Source organism: Kineosporia rhizophila (assembly GCF_021277265.1).
GTDB classification, from domain to species: Bacteria; Actinomycetota; Actinomycetes; order Actinomycetales; family Kineosporiaceae; genus Kineosporia; species Kineosporia rhizophila.
In genome coordinates this window covers 189240-209471 of the sequence record NZ_JAJSOH010000002.1, presented here as the reverse complement: position 1 = coordinate 209471, position 20232 = coordinate 189240, and the positions used below count along the sequence as shown (strand labels likewise).

At 72.3% G+C, this 20232-nt stretch carries 20 protein-coding genes, 1 tRNA gene and 1 riboswitch; of the genes, 14 read left to right on the top strand and 7 right to left on the bottom strand.

The features are described 5' to 3' along the window. The first annotated feature begins 60 nt into the window (after positions 1-60). The gene (gene rph, locus LWF15_RS04405) at positions 61-810 is read left to right on the top strand and encodes a ribonuclease PH (RefSeq protein WP_232809052.1); all 750 of its coding nucleotides are present in this window, start codon (positions 61-63) and stop codon (positions 808-810) included. Then, positions 807-1415 (top strand): RdgB/HAM1 family non-canonical purine NTP pyrophosphatase, encoded by a 609-nt coding sequence (rdgB, locus tag LWF15_RS04400; protein ID WP_232809051.1) that lies wholly within the window; start codon positions 807-809, stop codon positions 1413-1415. The genes rph and rdgB overlap by 4 nt, the downstream gene beginning before the upstream one ends. Here the strand turns inward: rdgB and LWF15_RS04395 are convergent. Together LWF15_RS04395 and LWF15_RS04390 are read right to left on the bottom strand one after the other, a co-directional pair. Next, positions 1412-2578 carry an alpha/beta-hydrolase family protein gene (locus LWF15_RS04395; RefSeq protein ID WP_232809050.1) on the bottom strand — a complete coding sequence of 389 codons (1167 nt, stop codon included), beginning with the start codon at positions 2576-2578 and terminating at the stop codon, positions 1412-1414. The genes rdgB and LWF15_RS04395 overlap by 4 nt on opposite strands. 104 nt (positions 2579-2682) lie before the next feature. Then, complete coding sequence (locus tag LWF15_RS04390; protein ID WP_232809049.1) at positions 2683-3306, bottom strand: phospholipase; 624 nt, start codon at positions 3304-3306, stop codon at positions 2683-2685. A gap of 187 nt (positions 3307-3493) precedes the next feature. Here LWF15_RS04390 and LWF15_RS35970 point away from each other — a divergent pair, with 187 nt between their 5' ends. The 4 genes from LWF15_RS35970 to LWF15_RS04370 all read left to right on the top strand — a co-directional run bounded on the left by LWF15_RS35970 (position 3494) and on the right by LWF15_RS04370 (position 9426). After that, complete coding sequence (locus LWF15_RS35970) at positions 3494-4813, top strand: sensor histidine kinase (RefSeq protein WP_269809576.1); 1320 nt, start codon at positions 3494-3496, stop codon at positions 4811-4813. A gap of 28 nt (positions 4814-4841) precedes the next feature. Further along, positions 4842-5510: a response regulator gene (locus tag LWF15_RS04380; RefSeq protein ID WP_232809048.1), complete on the top strand. Its 669-nt coding sequence runs from the start codon at positions 4842-4844 to the stop codon at positions 5508-5510. Continuing rightward, positions 5507-7045: a molybdopterin-dependent oxidoreductase gene (locus tag LWF15_RS04375; protein WP_232809047.1), complete on the top strand. Its 1539-nt coding sequence runs from the start codon at positions 5507-5509 to the stop codon at positions 7043-7045. Before LWF15_RS04380 ends, LWF15_RS04375 begins: the two co-directional genes overlap by 4 nt. A gap of 278 nt (positions 7046-7323) precedes the next feature. Next, entirely contained in the window at positions 7324-9426 is a 2103-nt protein-coding gene (locus LWF15_RS04370) for a putative bifunctional diguanylate cyclase/phosphodiesterase (RefSeq protein WP_232809046.1), read from the top strand. Between the two features lie 34 nt (positions 9427-9460). Here the strand turns inward: LWF15_RS04370 and LWF15_RS04365 are convergent, their stop codons facing one another. The 3 genes from LWF15_RS04365 to LWF15_RS04355 all read right to left on the bottom strand — a co-directional run bounded on the left by LWF15_RS04365 (position 9461) and on the right by LWF15_RS04355 (position 12177). Beyond that, positions 9461-10930, bottom strand: a complete 1470-nt coding sequence (locus LWF15_RS04365) for an aminotransferase class V-fold PLP-dependent enzyme (protein WP_232809045.1) — start codon at positions 10928-10930, stop codon at positions 9461-9463. A 34-nt stretch (positions 10931-10964) separates the two neighbouring features. Beyond that, positions 10965-11078, bottom strand: a riboswitch (SAM riboswitch). 197 nt (positions 11079-11275) lie between these two features. After that, complete coding sequence (locus LWF15_RS04360) at positions 11276-11899, bottom strand: DUF6308 family protein (RefSeq protein ID WP_232809044.1); 624 nt, start codon at positions 11897-11899, stop codon at positions 11276-11278. 196 nt (positions 11900-12095) lie between these two features. Next, a tRNA-Leu gene (locus tag LWF15_RS04355) sits at positions 12096-12177 on the bottom strand. 122 nt (positions 12178-12299) lie between these two features. Here LWF15_RS04355 and bcp point away from each other — a divergent pair. From bcp to LWF15_RS04335, 4 genes are all read left to right on the top strand, one after another. Next, positions 12300-12764 (top strand): thioredoxin-dependent thiol peroxidase, encoded by a 465-nt coding sequence (bcp, locus tag LWF15_RS04350; RefSeq protein WP_232809043.1) that lies wholly within the window; start codon positions 12300-12302, stop codon positions 12762-12764. 55 nt (positions 12765-12819) lie between these two features. After that, positions 12820-13131 (top strand): DUF3618 domain-containing protein, encoded by a 312-nt coding sequence (locus tag LWF15_RS04345; protein WP_232809042.1) that lies wholly within the window; start codon positions 12820-12822, stop codon positions 13129-13131. Positions 13132-13180: 49 nt separating this feature from the next. Then, positions 13181-13477 carry a GroES family chaperonin gene (locus LWF15_RS04340; protein WP_269809639.1) on the top strand — a complete coding sequence of 99 codons (297 nt, stop codon included), beginning with the start codon at positions 13181-13183 and terminating at the stop codon, positions 13475-13477. 68 nt (positions 13478-13545) lie between these two features. After that, a complete protein-coding gene (locus LWF15_RS04335) occupies positions 13546-14886 on the top strand; it encodes a cytochrome P450 (RefSeq protein WP_232809040.1) in 1341 nt (446 codons plus the stop codon). A 229-nt stretch (positions 14887-15115) separates the two neighbouring features. Here the strand turns inward: LWF15_RS04335 and LWF15_RS04330 are convergent, their stop codons facing one another. Then, the gene (locus tag LWF15_RS04330; RefSeq protein WP_232809039.1) at positions 15116-16168 is read right to left on the bottom strand and encodes a PHP domain-containing protein; all 1053 of its coding nucleotides are present in this window, start codon (positions 16166-16168) and stop codon (positions 15116-15118) included. Between the two features lie 132 nt (positions 16169-16300). On the opposite strand from LWF15_RS04330, the gene LWF15_RS04325 reads away from it, so the two are divergent. From LWF15_RS04325 to LWF15_RS04310, 4 genes are all read left to right on the top strand, one after another. Next, positions 16301-17137, top strand: a complete 837-nt coding sequence (locus LWF15_RS04325; RefSeq protein WP_232809038.1) for a crotonase/enoyl-CoA hydratase family protein — start codon at positions 16301-16303, stop codon at positions 17135-17137. A gap of 15 nt (positions 17138-17152) precedes the next feature. Continuing rightward, entirely contained in the window at positions 17153-17845 is a 693-nt protein-coding gene (locus tag LWF15_RS04320) for an enoyl-CoA hydratase-related protein (RefSeq protein ID WP_232809037.1), read from the top strand. A 165-nt stretch (positions 17846-18010) separates the two neighbouring features. Next, positions 18011-19018 carry a CAP domain-containing protein gene (locus LWF15_RS04315; protein ID WP_232809036.1) on the top strand — a complete coding sequence of 336 codons (1008 nt, stop codon included), beginning with the start codon at positions 18011-18013 and terminating at the stop codon, positions 19016-19018. Between the two features lie 302 nt (positions 19019-19320). After that, positions 19321-19725 carry a MerR family transcriptional regulator gene (locus LWF15_RS04310; protein WP_232809035.1) on the top strand — a complete coding sequence of 135 codons (405 nt, stop codon included), beginning with the start codon at positions 19321-19323 and terminating at the stop codon, positions 19723-19725. Here LWF15_RS04310 and LWF15_RS04305 read toward each other — a convergent pair. Then, positions 19722-20231, bottom strand: coding sequence for a DUF1707 SHOCT-like domain-containing protein (locus LWF15_RS04305; protein ID WP_232809034.1), 510 nt, complete (start codon positions 20229-20231; stop codon positions 19722-19724). The genes LWF15_RS04310 and LWF15_RS04305 overlap by 4 nt on opposite strands. Position 20232 lies beyond the last annotated feature (1 nt).

Below are 20232 nucleotides of genomic sequence, written 5' to 3'. Positions count from 1 at the left end.
CGGTCGTGGCGGCCGCCCCTTGGGCGGATGGCCGGGTGGGTAGCCCGTAGGCTCCTCACCATGTCAACGACCACCACCGACGTCCGCGTCGACGGCCGCACCAGTGCCCAGCTGCGCGACATCAAGATCACCCGGAACTGGCTGGACCACGCCGAGGGCAGCGTCCTGGTGGAGTTCGGCCGCACCCGGGTGCTGTGCGCCGCGTCGTTCACCGAGGGGGTGCCGCGCTGGCGCAAGGGCAGCGGGCAGGGCTGGGTCACCGCGGAGTACGCGATGCTGCCCCGGGCCACCAACACCCGCGGCGACCGGGAGTCGGTCAAGGGCAAGATCGGTGGGCGCACCCACGAGATCTCCCGGCTGATCGGCCGGAGCCTGCGCGCGGTGGTGGACACCCGCGAGCTCGGTGAGAACACCATCGTGCTGGACTGCGACGTGCTGCAGGCCGACGGCGGCACCCGCACCGCGGCGATCACCGGCGCCTACGTGGCCCTGGCCGACGCGATCGAGTTCGCCCGCCCGAAGAAGCTGCTGCGCTCGTTCAACGCCACCCCGCTGCGCGACTCCGTCGCCGCGGTCAGCGTCGGCATCGTCAAGGGCCGGCCGGTGCTCGACCTCTGCTACGAGGAGGACGTCAACGCCGGCACCGACATGAACATCGTCTGCACCGGCGACGGTCGCTTCGTCGAGGTGCAGGGCACGGCCGAGGGCACCCCCTTCGACCGTGAGGAGCTGAACGCCCTGCTCGACCTGGGCGCGGCCGGCTGCGCCGAACTGACCGCCCTGCAGCTCGGCGCCCTGGGGCTGAAGTGAGCACCCGGCAGCTGGTTCTGGCCACCCACAACGCCGGCAAGGTGGTCGAGCTGCGGCAGATCCTCGGCGCTGCCGGGGTGCCGGCCGAACTGCTCGGGATGGACTCCTTCCCCGAGGTGCCCGACGTGGTCGAGACCGGCGTCACCTTCGCCGAGAACGCCCTGCTCAAGGCGCACGCGGTGGCCCGGGCCACGCAGTTGCCGGCGATCGCCGACGACTCCGGCCTGGCGGTGCGGGTGCTCGGCGGCTCGCCCGGGGTGTTCAGCGCCCGCTGGTCCGGCCGGCACGGCGACGACCAGGCCAACCTGAACCTGCTCCTGGCCCAGCTCGGCGACGTGCCGGACGAGCACCGCCAGGCCCACTTCGCCTGCGCCGCCGCCCTGGCCCTGCCCGACGGTACGGAAAAGGTCTGGCACGGCACGATGCCCGGCACCCTGCTGCGGGAACCGCGGGGCAGCAACGGTTTCGGCTACGACCCGATCCTGCTGCCCGAGGGCGAGACCCGCTCCGCCGCCGAGCTGAGCGCCGACGAGAAGAACGCGATCAGCCACCGGGGCAAGGCCTTCCGGCTGCTGGCCGCCGAACTCGGCTCGATCCTGAACTAGCCCCTGCACGAGGGCAGCTGCAGAAGTCCGCACCAGGCCGCGGTCGTCTCGGCGCCGTAGCGGTGGCCGTGCCCGATCGGCACGGCCTCCGAGGCGATCGCGTCGGCCGAGGCCCGCAGGAACGAGACCGGGGGCAGGTGCAGCGACCACCCCGGCACCGGATCGTCGGGGTGGTTCAGCACAGCCGTGTCGGTGCTGCTGATCTGTGGGTTTCCCGGAACCCCGGTCAGCAGAGCGGCATCCACCCCGGAGTCCGGCCGGTCCAGTGCGGGCAGCAGGCCCCAGGCGCCCAGGCTCTCGCCGTAGACCAGCAGCTTCGGCCGCCGTCCGGCCGGCAGTTGGTCGATCCGGGTGCGCATGTCCCGGATCAGCTCCTGGGCGCTCTCCTGCACCCCGGCGCCGCCCCGCAGATAGGCCTGCCAGCTCGGCGTGGTGCCGTACTGCACCGCCACCGTGGTCAGGTCTCCGTCGTACAGTTCCTCGACGGTGCGGGCGATCCGCGGGTTCACCCATCCGGATCCTGTCGGGATGATGAGAAGTACTGCGGCCGTGTCGAATCCGCCGTCGCCCGCGGTGGCCTCGACGGCGGCCCGAGCCCGGCCGCGGTGACTGGGCGCGGCATCGAGGGGGATGTAGATCCGGTGCGGCGTGCTGGCCGGGCGCTGCGTGATCGCGCTGATGGTCGCGGCATCTCTCGCGTCGGCCAGGAACTCGGCTCCCTTGGGGCCCAGGCTCTGCGGGCCGGAACGGGCCGAGACCAGCACGCCGAACACCAGCGGCAGCGCGGCCAGGAAGGCCAGATGCGGCCAGGACAGGCGCCGCAGCAAGCTCACCAGACCCACGACCAGCGCCGCCGACAGCGAAGCACCCAGTACGGCCACCACAGCGTGGTAGGTGGCGTCCGAAGCGCTTCCCGGAAGCCCGATTTCCGTACGTAGGTCGATCAGCCGGGCCCGGGTCCGCAGGCCGGCCGTGACCATCAGGGTGATGGTCAGAAGCAGGGCCAGCCTCGACAGGGCCGGGGCACGGGGGAGGACGGCTCGCACAGCCGACCGCGCTCCCGCGGCCAGGAGGTACCCCAACAGCGCAGCCACGGCACCGATCGCGAGGTCCACCGGCAGCGGGTGGGGCAGCAGCCGGGAGGGCAGCACGAGCGCCAGCATCCCGGCCGCCCCGGCCGTCTGCCAACCCCGTCGCGCGACCCAACCCCGCATCCGAACCCAGCCGTTCCCGCTTCGGCGGCCCCGATCGTCCATTGTTCGGCTTTTCATCGTGCACCGACCAGCACCGGCCGGGGCAGTTCGATGCCGTCCCAGTTCCGCCGCAGCAGTACCCAGAGGCCTGCGCCGGTCAGGGCTCCGGCCACCACCGGGCCCAGCAGCGCGGCCAGGGTCTCGGGGTGCGGAGCTCCGTAACCCTGTCTCCAGGAGTTGAACTCGACCACCCCGACGTAGAGCGAGGCCATCATCCAGCAGCCCGGGTCGTCGCAGGTGCCGAAGGTCTGACGGGCGAACTGGGCATCGATCGCCTTGCGGGCCCAGGGCCCGAGCGCGTGTCCCTCGGCCTCGGCGTACCGCAGCAGGTCGTACCCCAGGTCATGCTGACGGCAGGCGTCGGAGAAGCCGTAGGGAGATCCGCCGAACGGTGAGGAGCACCCGCCGTGCGGCGTTACCGGGACCAGGTCACCCGAGGGCAGGCGGACGATTTCCGGTTCGTACCCCCGGACGTCTGCGAACTGGGCCGGCAACTGCTGCTCCGAGCTGCCCAGGGCCCGTACCGCCGCGGCCGTCTGGGCGTCCGGCGAGCCGGTCCCCTCGACCGTCTGCCCCCAGCCGCCGAGCGCGAAAACCACCATCGCGCCGGCCAGAACGGCCAGAATCCGCTGTGTCACCGCTCCTCCAGACCCGGCGGCCGGTGTCTCCGGCAGCGGGGTAGGCCGAGAAGGTAGGAATCCGGTGGGGTGCGGATCATCGCGCTGAGGAGCGATATCGCCCCTGATACCCAGGAGTGAGCCGGGGGCGGGCAGGTAACTCTGCAGAGTGACGCGGCCGGCGCCCGCCCCCGCCTAAAGTCGGCCCATGGCCCTGAACCCGTTCCGTCGCAAGCGCCGGGAGCGCGTGCGTGTGAAGAAGGAACCCGGCCGCGTCCGAACGGTTCTCACCACCGCCACCGACCCGCTGGTGGACCTGCTGCAACCGGCCGGGCCGAAGGTGCCGCGCTGGTTGCTGCGGTTGCTGGTGCTGGTCACCTTCGTCTTCTTCTGGATCGCCTTCGGCAGCGCCGAGACCACCTACGACATCGATGCCACCGGCCGCGGGCCGATGTTCTTCGTCGCGATCCTGGTGTGCGCACCGCTGCTGCTCGCGGTCAGCCGCCCGCTGCCGGCCCTGGTGTTCAGCACCGCGACCGCGTTCGTGCTCGGGGCCCTGCTGCCGGTGCTGAACTCAGCCCCCTGGCCGTGGCTGGTGGTGCACGGGCTGATCCTGTTCGCGCTGCTCTTCGCCAGTTGCGTGCGGGGTTCGCTGCGCGAGGCGGCCGGGGCCTGGCTGCTGGTCACGCTGCTCTTCTGGTGGGGCGTGGACGATCCGGCGGCCGGGAACGGCTGGGCCGCCGGCCTGGCCTCGATCGCCCTGGTCGGGGTGCTCAGCGGGCGCCTGCTCCGGGCCGGGTGGGCGCTGCGGGCGCAGACCGAGGTGAGCGAGAGCGAGCGGGCCCGGCGGGTGGTCCTGGAGGAACGCACCCGGCTGGCCCGCGACCTGCACGACATCGTCGCCCACCACATGTCCCTGGTGGTGGTGCAGGCCGAGACCGCGCAGTACCGGGTGCCGGGCCTCGACCAGGCCGCCCGCGACGAGATGCAGTCGATCTCCGAGACCGCCCGCTCGGCCCTCACCGAGACCCGCGCCCTGCTGGCGGTGCTGCGGCAGGAGAACGCCCAGCCCGAGAACGCCCCGCAGCCTGGCCTGCACCTGCTGCCGGAGCTGGTCGAGACCACCCGGCGGGCCGGGGTGCAGCTCGACGCCCAGGTCACCGGCGACGTCGGGGTGCTGCGCGAGGGCCGGTCACTGGCCGGGTACCGGATCGTCCAGGAGGCGCTGGCCAACGCCTCGCGGCACGCGCCGGGCACGCCGGTCCGGCTGGAGGTTCACGCCGACACCTCCGGAGTGGCCGTGGGGGTGACGAACGGGCTGGTGGGGGGTGCGGCGCCGGCTCTGCCACGCTCGGACGACGGCAGCACCGCCTGGACCGACGTGGGTGCGGTGACCGAGAGCGGGCACGGCATCATCGGTATGCGGGAGCGCGCTGCTGCCGCGGGCGGCCGGCTGCAGGTGGGGCCGACCGCCGACGGGTTCGTGGTGCAGCTGTTCCTGCCGGGCGATCCCGGTGCGGGCAGGTGAGGTGTACTGAGGCGTGCAGAGGACCGGGATGACGCGGATCGTGGTGGTCGACGACCAGGCAATGGTGCGGGAGGGATTCTCCGCCCTGCTGGGGGCCCAGCCCGATCTGGAGATCGTCGGCGCGGCTGCCGACGGGGTGGAGGCCGTGCACGTCACCCGCACGATGCTGCCCGACGTGGTGCTGATGGACGTGCGGATGCCGAACCTGAACGGGATCGAGGCCACCCGGCAGATCATGGCGCTGCCCGGCGGCCGGCACCCGAAGGTGCTCATCCTGACCACCTTCGACCTGGACGACTACGTGTTCGAGGCGCTCCGGGCCGGGGCCAGCGGATTCCTGCTGAAGGACGCCCGGGCCGACGAACTGGTGCAGGCGGTGCGGGTGGTGGCCTCGGGGGAGGGACTGCTGGCGCCGACCGTGACCCGGCGGCTGATCGCCGAGTTCGCCCGGCGCCCGGCCGCCGACGGCCGCCCGGCCGAGAAGCTGCGGGCGCTCACCCCGCGCGAGACCGAGGTGCTGGCCCTGATCGCCGGCGGCCTGTCGAACGCCGAGATCGCCGCCCACCTGGTGCTGGGCGAGCAGACGGTGAAGACCCACGTGGGCCGGATCCTGAGCAAGATGGACCTGCGCGACCGGGCCCAGGCGGTGGTGCTGGCCTACGAGAGCGGGCTGGTCCGGGCCGGGGAGGACCGGTGAACAGGCTTCTGGGTCTCGGGGCCGCGGCCGGCCTGGCCGCCGGGGTGTTCGCGCTGGGTCTGGCCGAGGTGATCGCCGGTCTGGTCGCACCGCCCGCGGCGCCGATCATCGCGCTCGGCGACGTGGTGGTGGACAACGTGCCGGCCGGGCTGAAGGACTTCGCAATCAGCACCTTCGGCAGCCACGACAAGCAGGTCCTGCTGGGCGTGGCCTACCTGGTCGCCGCGTTGCTGTCGGCCCTGGCCGGGGTGCTGTCGGTGCGCAGCCGCACCGGGGTGGCCGGTACCTGGCTGGTGCTCGGCCTCGGTGCGCTGGCCGCGTTCGCCGCCGCCACCCGGCCCGAGTCCACCGCCTTCGCCGCCCTGCCCAGCCTGGCCGGGGCCGCCGCGGGCATGTTCGTGCTCAAGACGCTGGCCCGTCTGGTCCGCGAGCATCAGGCCGCCCCGCCGGCCACGGCCTCCCGGGAGCTCACCGGCCGTCGGGCCGCGCTCGGTCTGGGCGCCGTGTTCGCAGTGGGGGTGGCCACCGGGGGCATCGGCAACTGGCTGGGGGCGCGGCTGCGGGGGGCCGAGACCTCGCGCGAGGCGGTCCGGTTGCCGACCGCCGCCGATCCGGCCCCGGCGCTGCCCTCGGGGGTGGAGGTCGGGGTGAAGGGGGTCGAGCCGTTCATCACCGCGAACGACGACTTCTACCGGATCGACACCGCGCTCAGCGTGCCGCTGCTGCGGGCCGAGGACTGGTCGCTGCGCATCCACGGGATGGTCGAGCAGGAGGTCACCCTGACCTGGGACGAGCTGATCGGCTCGGACCTCGTCGAGCGCGATCTCACCCTGATGTGCGTGTCCAACGAGGTCGGCGGCGACCTGACCAGCACCGCGCGCTGGCTCGGGCTGCCGATCGAGCCGCTGCTGGAACGGGCCGGGGTCGACGGGCAGGCCGACATGGTGCTGTCGAAGAGCTCGGACGGCTGGACGGCCGGTACCCCGATCCAGGCCCTGACCGACGGCCGGGACTCGCTCTTGGCGATCGGGATGAACGGTGAGCCGCTCCCGCTGGAGCACGGCTTCCCGGTCCGGATGGTGGTCCCCGGCCTGTACGGCTACGTCTCGGCCACCAAGTGGGTGGTCGACCTGGAGGTCACCCGCTTCGACCGGGCCGAGGGCTACTGGACCCCGCGGGGCTGGTCGGCGCTCGGGCCGGTGAAGACGTCGTCGCGGATCGACGTGCCCGCCACCGGCGACGAGATCCCGGCCGGGAAGGTGATGGTGGCCGGGATCGCCTGGGCCGAGCACCGGGGGATCGACGCGGTCGAGGTCCGGATCGACGAGGGCGAGTGGCAGCCGGCCACCCTGGCCGCGGAGGCGAGTGTGGACACCTGGCGGCAGTGGTACCTGGCCTGGGACGCCACCCCGGGCTCCCACCGGATCGACGTGCGGGCTACCGACCGTGACGGGGCGGTCCAGGTCGGCGAGACCGCTCCGCCTGCTCCGGACGGAGCCACCGGCTGGCACTGGATCTTGGTGACGGTTACCTGAAAGCAATCGAACGGGCACGCAGAGTGGCCAAAATTGGCTAGAGTTCGGACATCGAGAATTCGCCTCGCCCGCACCGGAGCGCCGACGAGCCGCCGGTCCTGACGACCGCCCTCGGCGTTCTGCTGGCCCTCGGCCTGATCGCCGCGCTCGGGTCGGCCGTCCTCGGCCTCACCGTCTCCGGCCGGCTCACCGAAGGCTTCGGCCTCTGGGCATCGGGCCTCAGCGCGCTGGCGTCCGGGGCCGTGGTGGCCGTGGCCGGCAGCGGGCGTGTCCGCGGGATGCCCTACGAAGCGTTCCGGCTGTTGCTGGGCACGGCGATGATGATCTGGGGTGCGGGCGAGGTGGTGCTCGCCGTGGACCATCTGGACGACGTGATGGGCTACCCGGCCCCGGGCGACGCGATCTCCGCACTGGCCGCCCCGTTCGGGGTGTACGCGCTGATCCGGGCCCCGCGCAGCTCCCGCGCCGACTGGCCGGGCGTCCGGCTCGGCCTCGACGCCCTGCTGCTGGCCTGCGGCATCACCCTGCTGTGCTGGCGCACCGGACTGGTCGGGGCGGGTCAGGAGCTCACCGGCGACGCGGTGATCAACGGGGTCATCGTCTTCACCGACTGCTCGATCCTGGGCATCGTCCTGATGGTCTGCCTGCGCGACACCGGCTGCCGGCTGTGGCCGGCCGTGCCCGGCGTGATCTTCCACGGGTTGGCCGACCTCAGCGTCATGCTGCTCGCCGCGGGGGAGGTGGCCCGGCCGGTGCCCTGGCAGGCGATGGCCCTGTGGTCGCTGGCCTGGCCGCTGATGGCCGTGGCCCTGGTGCGCTACCGCCGCTCCAACCCCACCGCAGACTCGGACGGCACCCGCGACCGCCAGGAGGTCGTCGCCGCCCAGGTCACGGTGGTGCTCACCTTCCTGGCCGTGGCCGCCGCGATGCTGCTGGCGCGCTCGGACGGCCAGGACGCCCTGGCCCGCGGCAGCCTGGCGCTGGGCGGGGTGCTCGGCCTGCTGCTCCTGGCCCGCGAGCTGATCAGCGCCTACCTGCGTCTGCGGCTCACCCAGCGGCTGCGCAGCCAGGCCTTCCGGGACGCGCTGACCGGCCTGCCGAACCGGCGGGCGCTGATGGAACGGATCGGCGAGCTGCACCTCGGGCACCGGCCGTGGGCGGTGCTCACCCTCGACCTGGACGGCTTCAAGGAGATCAACGACCGGCTCGGGCAGGGCGGGGGAGACCGGCTGCTGGTCGCCGCCGCCCGGGCCCTGCGGGAGTTCGGCCCGGCCGAGGTGATGGTGGCGCGTACCGGGGCCGACGAGTTCGTCGTGCTCGCCCCCGGCGACCTCGCCGCGGGTGCGGTGCTGGGTGAGAGATTGAGGACGGCGGTGGGGACGGCGTTGGAAGGTGAAGCTCCCGGGGCGGGCCTGTCGGCGAGTGTGGGAGTGGGGCGCCTGCTGCCGGAACCCGACTCCGGGGTGCGGGCCCACGGCGACGGGAATCGGATCGAGGGGCTGGCCGAGTCGACCGCCGCCCTGGTCGCGGCCAAGGCTTCGGGGCGCGCCTCGGTCGAGGTCTACACCGGCCCGGTGGCCGCCCAGCGCGAACGCCGGCTGCGGCTGGAGCACCGGCTGCGCCTGGCCATCGCGGCCGGCTCGGTGCACACCGTCGGCCAGCCCATCGTCGACCTGACCGACGGCCGGCTCAGCGGCTTCGAGTCGCTGGCCCGCTGGAAGGACGAGGAGCTCGGCCCGATCCCGCCGGACGAGTTCATCGCGGTGGCCGAGCAGACCGGGATGGTGGTGGCGCTCGGCGAGCACCTGATCGGCGAGACCCTGGCCGCGGCCGCCCGGGCCGGGGTGTTCCGGGCCGGGCTCAGCCTCTCGGTCAACGCCTCACCGATCCAGCTGCGCGCCCCCGGCTTCGTCGACCTGATCCGCTCGCAGCTGGGCCACCTCGGCATCCCCGCCCGGCTGGTGGTCGTCGAGATCACCGAGGCGATCCTGGTCGACGAGGGCGACCCGGCGATCGGGGTGCTGGCCGAGCTGCGCGGGCTGGGGGTGGAACTGGCGATCGACGACTTCGGCACCGGCTACTCGGCCCTGGGCTACCTGCGCCGGCTGCCGGTGCAGGTGCTGAAGTTCGACAAGACGCTGACCCAGAGCCTGCTGTCGGAGGCCAAGACGGTGGCGATCGTCGACGGGGTGATCCGGATGTCGCACCGGCTCGGGATCCGGGTGGTGATGGAGGGCATCGAGAACGAGGCCGAGGCCGAGCGCTGCCGGGCGGTGGCCGCCGACCGGGGGCAGGGCTGGCTGTACGGGCGGCCGATGTCCTGGCCTCAGGTCGCCGAGGTGGTGGCTCAGACCTCGGAGCCCGGGCTGCGCACCCCGTGAGCGTTCCCGCTCACGAGGTGCCGCCGCCGCTGACTCAGAAACCGCACTCCGAGCCCTTGTCCACCGGGTTGGTGGCACCCCAGGTGGACCAGCTCGGGGCCGGGCGGTCGTCGTTCACCGGGGCCCAGGCGCCGTCGATCAGCTCGTAGTCCAGCTTCTCGCCGTCGGTGACCAGCGTGCGCACGGCGTGCACCAGGCGCTCCACGTCCTCGCTGCGCGAGCCCAGGCCCAGGCTGGCCCGCAGCGCGCCGCCGGTGACCCCGAGCCGGTTGAGCAGCGGGTGAGCGCAGAACTTGCCGTCGCGCACCCCCACCCCGTGCTCGGCGGACAGGTACACCGCGACCCGGGCGGCCTCGTGGCCCTCGATCGTGAAGCCGACCACGCCGACCCGGTCGGTGCTGTCGGACCAGGCCCGCAGCACCCGCACACCGGGGATCTGGGTCAGGCCCTCGAGCAGCCGGGCCGACAGCGCGGCCTCGTGCTCCTCGATCGCGTCCTCCGGCAGTTCGGCGATCGCCCGGCAGGCGGCGGCCAGGGCCGCGGCGCCGACCACGTTCGGGGTGCCGCCCTCGTGCCGGGCCACGCCGGTGGTCCAGTCGGCCTGGCCCTCGGCGTTCACCGAGCGCACGGCCCCGCCGCCGGCCTGGTGCGGCGGCGCCGCGTCGAGCCAGTCGGAGCGCCCGATCAGCACGCCCGAGCCGAACGGCGCGTAGATCTTGTGGCCGGAGAAGGCCAGGTAGTCCACGTCGAGCGCGGCGATGTCGACCTTGCGGTGCGGCACCAGCTGGGCGCCGTCGACGGCGATCCGGGCGCCGTGGGCGTGGGCGATCCGGGCGATCTCGGCGATCGGCAGGATCTCACCGGTGACGTTGCTACAGCCGGTCACCGTGACCAGCGCGGCCGGGCGCTCGGCGAGGGCGGCCTCCAGCGCGGCGACCGTGTCGGCGATCGTGCCGGCGGTCGGGATCAGCCGATGCGGGCGGCTGGTCCAGGGCAGCAGGTTGGCGTGGTGCTCGGCGTCCAGCACGATCACCTCGCCGTCGGCCGGGACCGCGTGGGCCAGCAGGTTCAGGGCGTCGGTGGTGTTGCGGGTGAAGATCGTCAGGTCGCCGGGGCGGGCGCCGACGAACGCACCCACGGTCTGCCGGGCGCTCTCGTACAGCGCGGTGCTGACCTGGGAGGCGTAGCCGGCCCCGCGGTGCACGCTGGCGTAGTAGGGCAGGACCTCGGCCACGTGGTCGGCCACCGCCTGCAGCGCCGGGGCGCTCGCCGCGTAGTCGAGGTTGACCGCGCGGGCGGTGCGGCCCCCGGCCAGCGGGGCGGCCAGGTTGCCGCCGACCACCGGCAGCAGCGGGCCGATCGGCAGGCGGGCCGGTGTCAACGTTGCCGTCGGTGCGCCGGGTCGGGCGACCTCGGGCGAGGAGAAGGTGGCGATACCGCCGGCCGGGGTGGCGACACCCTGGTGGGCCTGGCGGTAGCGGGTGTTACGGAAGGATGCGGACATGCCGGGCTCCTTGGTTCAGGGACCCGAATGCACGGGTCCGCGCTTGCGGCGGACCGTTTGGCCGCCGCCAGGTCTTCACCCGGAGCACCCCACCGCGGAGGAGGGTTGCCGGCCAGCGAGCCGGGGCTTGTCGCTGGCGCTCATGACCTGCGTCCACGTTAAGTCACGTCCCAGAAACGCTCAAGAGGTGATCGCTGGGGTCTCGCCCTGCGAGACATCGTTCGAGCGGACCCCGAAACCCGCTGTGGTGGGCCGACGTCCACACAGGCCTACCGACGTCCGCAATCGGTTCTGTGGTGCAAGTCACGCAGAGCAGGCGAGGCGCGACGGTGCGCGAGGGGGATGTCAGACCTGGGCGCCGCTGCGGTCGCGCGGTTCCGGCACGCCGCCGGCGGCTCCGCCCAGGTGCGCCGCCACCACGGCCAGCGCTCGCAGCGGGCTGATCGGTGGCCGGTCGGCGATGCCGGCCAACCCGGCCCAGACCTCCGGGGCGGCGGCCAGATCCTGCTGCACGGCGACGGCCAGGCGTACGGCCGAACCGCCGGCCGGGCCGGTGGTGGGCGCGTCGTCGGCGAGGTAGCAGGAGCCGATCTGCCGGTCCCACAAAGGGATGAACCAGGGGCGCTTACGGTGCAGGATCCGGCTCAGGGTGGCTGGGCCGACCTCGGCCCCGCCGGCCTCGTCGAGCACGGCGAAGAGCGGTTCGATCAGGCCTGCGGGGGTGGAGCCGTCGGCGATCCGGGCGTTCGGGGCGATCGACTCCAGGGCCTGGTTGAGCACCGGCAGACGCTGCCGCAGCCAGTAGTAGTCGCTCGGTGCGGGCGGGGCGGCCAGCAGGGCCGGGGCGAGCAGGTCGGCCTCGTCGAGCGGCGCGCTCCGGACGTCGGCCCGGTACTCGTCGTAGGCCGGGTAGCCCAGGGCCGTCCGGCCGCCCGCGGTGTGGTCGAGCAGCCAGTTCTCGGCCTGCATCCGGGACACGCTGAGGCGCCCCACCCGTAGCGTCGTCAAACCGCCAGCCCTTTGTCTCTCGAACGGAAGTGCCCGTGGCGAACGAGTCGGCAGGACCCGTGGCCACCTATAGGACGCCGGGCCGGGCGATCTGGTTGTCACTTCCGGCGAAGAATTTGCCGATTCCGCGCAAAGGGGCAGATCGAGAAGGGGAGAGTGCGCGAGGGGGGATTCGAACCCCCACGCCCGAAGGCACAGGAACCTAAATCCTGCGTGGCTGCCAGTTACACCACTCGCGCGACGGTGCCCAGCCTAGGGGGTGCCGGGGGTGGTGCGGAACGCCCGTTGCGCACCGGGCGACGTCATGCTGCCCGCGACCGGCCTGCCGGTAGGGTTGGGCGATCTGCGCAGAGGAGTAAAAGTGGCCAAGCTCGAGGTCGGCGAGACCGCCCCGCCCTTCACCCTGACCGCCGCCGACGAGTCGGAGGTCTCCCTGTCGGACTTCGCCGGCCGGCGGGTCATCGTCTACTTCTACCCGGCGGCCATGACGCCGGGGTGCACCAAGCAGGCCTGCGACTTCCGCGACAGCCTGGACGCGCTGCAGGCCGAGGGCTTCGCGGTGGTCGGCGTCTCGCCGGACAAGCCGGCCAAACTGGCCCAGTTCGTCGAGCGCGACGCGATCACCTTCCCCCTGCTGTCCGATCCGGCCCACGAGGTGCTTGAGTCCTACGGCGCCTGGGGCGAGAAGAAGCTGTACGGCAAGACGGTGGTCGGGGTCATCCGCTCCACCGTGGTGGTCGGCGCCGACGGCAAGGTCGAGCTGGCCCGGTACAACGTGAAGGCGACCGGGCACGTCGCCGCGCTGCGCAAGGCGCTGCAGGTCTGAGACGTCGCCCGCCCCCGGCGACACCGACATCGGTCAGAAGGCGAAAGAGGCTGCAGTGAGCGAGAACACGAGCAACAACCGGCCCCCCGGCCCGGCCGGTGCGGGCGAGGCCCCGGGCGGCACGCCCTCGGAGCTGGAGCAGCAGATCCAGCAGCGGCGCGAGCGGCTGGCCGCCACCATCGACGAGCTGAGCAGCCGCGCCCAGCCGAAGGCGATCGCCCAGCAGGGCGCCGCGCTGGTCTCGGCCCGGCTGCAGGCGGTCACCCACACCCCCGAGGGCGAACTGCGCACCGAGCGGCTGGCCGCCGTGGCCGGGGCGTTCGTGGTGATCGCGGGCGTCCTGATCCTCGTGCGGGGCCGTGGCTGAGGTGAGTTCCTTCCCCTCCGGGCCGGACTCCGGCAAGCTCCCGATCCGGATGCTGCACGACCGTCTGCTGGTCTCGGTCGACAAGGACGCGGGCGAGCGCCGCTCCGGGGCCGGCATCGTGATCCCGGCCACCGCCTCGATGGGCAAGCGCCTGGCCTGGTCCGAGGTGGTGGCGATCGGTCAGCACGTGCGTCAGGTGCAGGTCGGCGACCGGGTGCTCTACGACCCCGAGGACCTCTCCGAGGTGGAGCTGCACGGCGAGCAGTACATCCTGCTGCGCGAGCGCGACATCCACGCGGTGGCCGCCCCGCGGGTCGAGGACGACCGTACGGGGTTGTACCTCTGAGCTCCGCAACGGCCCGCCGCAACGCCCGTTACACGCCGCTGGACGCGGACGGGCCACTGCCGCTGGACATGATCACCGGCATCCCGGGGATCATGCGCAACCCGCCGGGATGGCTGGAACAGGCGGTGGCCCGGCACGGCGACCTGGTCGCGTTCCCGATGCCGACCACGCCGGTGCTGCTGGTCAACACCCCCGCCGGGGCGCGGCACGTGCTGCAGCGCAACCACCGCAACTACACCAAGGCCACGATCCAGTACGGCGCCCTGTCGCTGGTCACCGGCTCGGGTCTGCTCACCTCCGACGGCGAGGTCTGGCGCCGGCACCGCCGCACCATGCAGCCGGCCTTCCACCACGGCGGTCTCGAGCAGGTCGCGGCGGCCACCGCCGGGGCGGCCGAGGACCTGCGGGCGGCCTGGGACCAGGCCGCGCCCTACGTCCCGATCGACGCCGAGGCCGCGATCATGCGGGCGATGGTCACCGTGGTCGGCCGCACGCTGTTCGCCGACGACCTGGCCGATGCCGGCGAGCCGCTGGTCCACGCCGTCGACCGGGCACTGCGGCAGGTGATCGCCCGGGCCACCTCGCCCCTGGCGGCCGGGCCCCTGGGCCGGCTGCCCACGCTCTCGGCCCGCCGGATGCGTTCTGCCGTGGCGACTCTCGACCGGACCATCACCGAGATCGTCGGTCGTCGCCTGACCCGGCCGATAACGTCCTCCGACACAGACCTTTTGAGCGTTCTGCTGCGGGCCGCCGGGCACGGCGACGAGGCGGCCGAGCCGTGGATGACCGACCAGGAGGTGCGTGACGAGCTGGTCACCCTGGTGATCGCCGGGCACGAGACCGTCGCCTCCAGCCTGGTCTGGACCCTGCACCTGCTCGCCGATGCGCCGGCGGTGCAGCAGCGGCTGTACGCCGAGCTCGACGAGGTGCTCGGCGGCCGGCCACCCGGCTGGAAGGACATACCCCAGCTCAGCTACACCCGCGCGGTCATCGACGAGGCGCTCCGGCTCTACCCGCCGGCCTGGGTCATCACCCGGCGTTCCAGCGGGCCCGACACCATCGACGGCGTCGAGGTGCCCGAGGGGACGCTGGTGATCGTGAGCCCCTGGTTGCTGCACCGGAGGGCCGACAGCTGGCCCGATCCGGAGCGTTTCGATCCGGAACGCTTCCTCGGGGCGGGCCCGGGGGAGGGCGACCGCAACCCGGCCTACCTGCCCTTCGGAGCCGGGCCCCGGCTGTGTATCGGCCGTGACTTCGCCCTGCTGGAGTCGGTGCTCCTGCTGGCCGGGCTGCTGCGCGACCGGGCCGTGCGCCGCCCCGCCGGGGTGCGGTCGCCGAAGGTCGAGGCTCTGGTCACGCTGCGGCCGAAGAACGGTCTGCCGATGTCCCTGGTCCCGCGCAGCAGCTGAATCGCCCGATCTGCGGAATCCGTGGAATGTCGGCCTCAGATCGACTGTTTCCCTCGGTTCCCGAGTGGATCAACGTCACGGACTCACAACATTTGCTGCTTTAGTGCCCAGTGCGTTGCCGAGTGAGGCGCTCATGGGAGAGGCTTCTCATGCCTCGCCGGGAGCGGATGCGGGCTGCGTGTCAGGGACGCAGCGCGGGTCACTCCCGGCGGGGTCTTTTTTATGCGCCTCACGAGCGGGTCCACTCCAGCAGTTCCTCGGCCCCGAGCGTGTTGATCACGCGGTCGGCCGTCACCCCGCACTCCTCGGCCCGTGAGGTGCCGATGATCTGCCAGTCGAGCTGCCCCGGGGCGTGCGCGTCGGTGTCGATCGAGAACATGCAGCCGGCCTCCACCGCCTGACGCAGCAACCGGCGCGGCGGGTCGAGTCGTTCGGGCCGGCTGTTGATCTCGACCGCCGTGGAGTGCTCCTGGCAGGCGGCGAACACCGCGGCCGCGTCGAACTCCGACTCGGCGCGGCCCTTGGGGTTGCGGCCCTCGCGGGGGCGCACCATCCGGCCGGTGCAGTGCCCGAGGACGTCGGTGTGCGGGTTCTCGATCGCGGCCAGCATCCGCCGGGTCATCGCCTTGCCCGGCATCGCCAGCTTCGAGTGCACGCTGGCGACCACCAGATCGAGCCGGGCCAGCAGTTCCGGGTCCTGGTCGAGGCTGCCGTCGTCGAGGATGTCCACCTCGATCCCGGTGAGCACCCGGAACGGGGCCAGCTGCTGGTTGATCACCTCGATCACGTCGAGCTGACGCCGCAACCGCTCGGCACTCAGCCCGTTGGCCACTTTCAGCCGGGGGGAGTGGTCGGTGAGCACCAGGTACTCGTGGCCGAGTTCCTTGGCCGTCCAGGCCATCTCGGCCGGGGGCGAGCCGCCGTCGGACCAGTCCGAATGGCTGTGGCAGTCGCCACGCAGCGCTGCCCGCAGCTTCTCGCCGCCGGTGGCCAGCGGTTCCTGCGCCTGCTGCTCCAGGTCGGCCAGGTAGTCCGGGACCTGCCCGGCCACCGACTGCTCGATCACCGCGGCCGACTTCTCGCCCACCCCCTTGAGCGCGGTGAGCTTGCCGTCGGCGGCGGCCTGCCGGATCTCGCCGGGCTCCAGCGGCAGCAGGGCCGAGGCGGCCCCGCGGAACGCCTTGACCCGGTAGGAGGAGGCCAGCGAGCGCTCCAGCAGGAAGGCGATCCGGCGCAGGTCGGTGACCGGGTCCCGGTCCGGTGCGCTGCCACTGCCTGCCATCGGTGCCTCCCGGCCACTTCGGTGAAGATCGGGCTTCTGCGGGCCTCATCCTGCCGCACCACCGGCGCCGGGGCAGGTGGTCGCGACCTACAGTGGCCACAGGTTTTCCGACGACGGGGAGCAGGTGTGGCGATGACCGAGGCAACCGAGGAACTGGTGTCGCTGAGGGTCCGGCAGGACGGGCCGGTGGCCGAGGTGACGCTGGTCGGCCCGGGCAAGGGCAACCTGCTGGGGCCGGACTTCTGGGCCGAGCTGCCCCGGGTGTTCGCGGCCCTGGACCAGGACGAGTCGGTGCGTGCGGTGGTGCTGACCGGAGCCGGCGGCACCTTCTCCTACGGCCTCGACCTCGGCGCCTTCGCCGAGCGCTGGAGGGACATGTTCAGCGGCCGCCCGGGGATGGCCGGGCCGCGCACCGAGCTGCACGACGAGATCCGCGCCATGCAGGACGCGGTCACCGCGGTCGCGGAGTGCCGTAAACCGGTGGCGGCCGCGGTGAGTGGCTGGTGCATCGGGGGCGGGGTGGACGTGATCGCCGCCTGCGACGTGCGTTACGCCAGTGCCGAGGCCCGGTTCAGCGTGCGGGAGGTGCGGATGGCGATCGTGGCCGACCTGGGCAGCCTGCACCGGCTGCCCGCCATCATCGGTGAGGGCCACCTTCGCGAGCTGGCCCTCACCGGCAAGGACGTGGACGCCGCCCGGGCCGAGCGGATCGGTCTGGTGAACGAGGTGCTGCCCGGGCCGGACGAGGCCCTGGAGGCGGCCCGCCGGTTCGCCGGTGAGGTGGCCGCCAACCCGCCGCTGACGGTTCAGGGGGTGAAGCGGGTCCTGGACGCGGAGCGGGCGAGTAAGGTGCAAATCGGGCTCAAGCACGTGGCGGCCTGGAACGCGGCGTTCATGTCCTCGGAAGACCTGATCGAGGCGGTCGCCGCGTTCACCGAGCGCCGCCGTCCCGAGTTCACCGGCCGTTGAGGAGGATCCGCCAGCATGCCCAGCCTGACCCGGACCGAGGACGTCTTCCTGCTCGACCTGGGAGACGGCGAGAACGTGTTCAGTCCGGAATGGATGACGTCGGTGAGCGGGTTGCTCGAGGACGTCACCCACACCGAGGGTCCCCGGGCCCTGGTCACCACCGCCACCGGCAAGATCTGGTCCAACGGTCTGGACCTGCAGTGGTTGCGGGAGCAGGACGACCAGCGCTTCACCGACTACGTGATCGCCGTGCACCAGCTCTTCGCCAAGCTGCTGGAGCTGCCGGTGCCCACGGTGGCCGCCCTGCAGGGCCACGCCTTCGCCGCCGGCGGGATCTTCGCCCTGGCCCACGACTTCCGGGTGATGCGGGCCGACCGTGGGTATTTCTGCCTGCCCGAGGTCGAGATCGGCATCCCCTTCACGGTGGCGATGTCCTCGCTGATCCAGAGCCGGCTCACCCCCCACGCGGCGCACGAGGCGATGGTCACCGGCCGGCGCTACGGCGGTACCGACGCGCAGGCGGCGGGCATCGTCGACCTGGCCGTGGCCGAGACCGAGGTGCTGCCCACCGCAGTGAAATACGCAGCCGAGCTGGCGCCCAAGGCCGGGCCCACGCTGGCGGTGATCAAACAGCGGCTGTGGGCCCCCACCCTGGCCGCCCTGCACGACACCGAGTCGCCCGACCTGGTGATCCTCCCGAAGCTCTGAGCCGCCTGCCGGTCACAAGGCACCGGCAAGTCAGTGTTAAGCCTCGCCGGAACAGTGCAGGTGACGAGGTCAGAGGCACTTTTCGGCATTCTCGCCGCACTCGGGGCGGTGCTAGCGTCCATATCGGAATCGGCCACTGCGAGCACTTTCGGGAGTCTTGTCCTCATGCCCAGTCAGTCAACGAACTGGACACGGAACGCCATCCTCGTCCTGGCTCCGCTGACCCTGATCGCGCTCCTGGCCGTCTTCGTCGGGCCGTCGCTGTTCGGGTCCTCCTCACCCTCCACCGACGAGACGAAGCTGGCCTCGGCCAACTTCAACTCCTCGAAGACCACGCCGCCCACCTCGGCCACCACCGCGCCGCCGGCCGAGGTCACCCCCACCGCCGCGCCCACCCCCTCCGCCGTCGCCAAGGCGCCGAAGGACCTGGGCACGGTCAAGGGCACCGTCACCATCAAGGGCCCCAAGAAGGTCAAGGCCGGCAGCCTGGTGGTGTTCGTCGTCGACGGTAAGAAGCGCCAGGTGGTCAAGGACGAGAAGGCGCCCTACGCGCTCTCGCTGAAGACCAAGAAGCTGCCGAACGGCAAGTACACGGTCAACGTGCTCACCTCCAAGGCCGGTAAGTCGGCCGCCGTGTCCACCTACACGATGACGGTGAGCAACCCGAAGAAGCAGCCGACCGCCAAGCCCACCGGCACCGCCTCGCCCAAGCCGGACAAGCCGAAGCCGACCACCCCGGCCGACAAGCCGAGCACCACCACGCCGCCCAGCAGCGGGGGCGGTTCCGGCGGGGGCTCGCAGGCCGAGCAGGTGCTGAAGCTCACCAACGAGGAGCGCAAGAGCGCAGGCTGCAACACCATGCTCAAGCTGAACTCCAAGCTGAACGCCGCGGCCCAGGGCCACAGCGACGACATGGCCACCCAGAAGTACTTCGACCACACCGGCAAGGACGGCCGCAGCCCGTTCGACCGGATGTCCGACGCCGGCTACAAGTTCGGGGCTGCCGCCGAGAACATCGCGCAGGGCTACGGTTCGGCCTCCGCGGTGGTCGAGGGCTGGATGAACTCCTCCGGTCACAAGGCCAACATCCTCAACTGCACCTACACCGAGATGGGCCTGGGCTACGCCAGCAACGGCAACTACTGGACGCAGGTGTTCGGCAAGCCCGCCTGAACCACCTGAGCAGCAGTGCCCGCACGTGGGGCCGGGATCGACCTGGACGGGTCGGTCCCGGCCCCTTGCCGTTCGTCCCGGGGCCGGTGGGTGAGGTGCCATCCCGGTCAGCTCCGGGGTGAGACCGTTGGGGAAGTTGCGCCGCGTGAGTGTCTCTCAGCGGCGTCTCAGGGCATTTCTGCCATACGCCCGGCAGGAGCCGGGCCGTCCTGCGTAAACTGACCCGTCGCGGCCGGTGCACCGGCCGCGCACCAGCGCCGTTCGGCCTGGACTCAACTGGCGGACCGGTGCGAAGGGGAGAGATGTCCGAGCCCACGATGCACATCGGCGAGGTGGCCGAGCGGGTCGGACTGTCTCTGCGCACCATCCGGTACTACGAGGAGATCGGCCTGATCGCCCCCTCGGCCCGCAGCCAGGGTGGTTTCCGGCTGTACCTGGAGGCCGACGTGGCCCGGTTGCAGCTGGTCAAGGACATGAAGCCGCTCGGCTTCAGCCTCGACGAGATGCGCGACCTGCTCGGCGTGCTCGACAAGCTGGACGACGAGACCTCGGCCGAGGGGCACGAGCAGATCCTGGAGCGCCTGGCCATGTACCGGGTGGCCGCCGACGCCCGGTGCGACGCCCTGCGCGGTCAGCTGCGCATCGCCGAGTCGTTCGCGGGCACGCTGCGCAACCGGCTCACCTCGCACCGCGAACGCAGCAGCTAACCCTTCTTCCTGTCCTTCTTGTCCTTGTCCTTGAGGGAGTCCGGGCCCACGCCGTAACGGCCGTCGGGCCCGTAGACCAGCACCGCCACCACCGGGATGGCCAGGAACCACAGCCACGAGTCGGTGACGAAGAACAGCACCACGGCCAGGATGGGCGCGACCGACACGATCGTCGTGCCCCACGGCTCTCCGATGTTGAGCACTCCCCGCCCGGGCGTCTGCGACTTGGCCACCGCCTCGGGTGCCGGTGCGCCGGGGGTGAGCGTGCTGTGCGTCTCGCCCACCACGGCGGTGGGGGTGGGCCGGCCCGCGTGCGGCTGCGGCAGGTCGGTGAACAGCGCGTCCAGGTCGCCCTGGGACCGGGCGCCCTCGGCCCGGACCGAGCGCTCCTCGTACTCCTGCGAGTCGATCCGCCCGGCCTCGTGGTGGTGCCTCAGCGCCTCCACCGCGGCCTGACGCTCGCCGTGACCGATCCGGATGGGTTCTGCGGGGACGCCGTCGCTCATA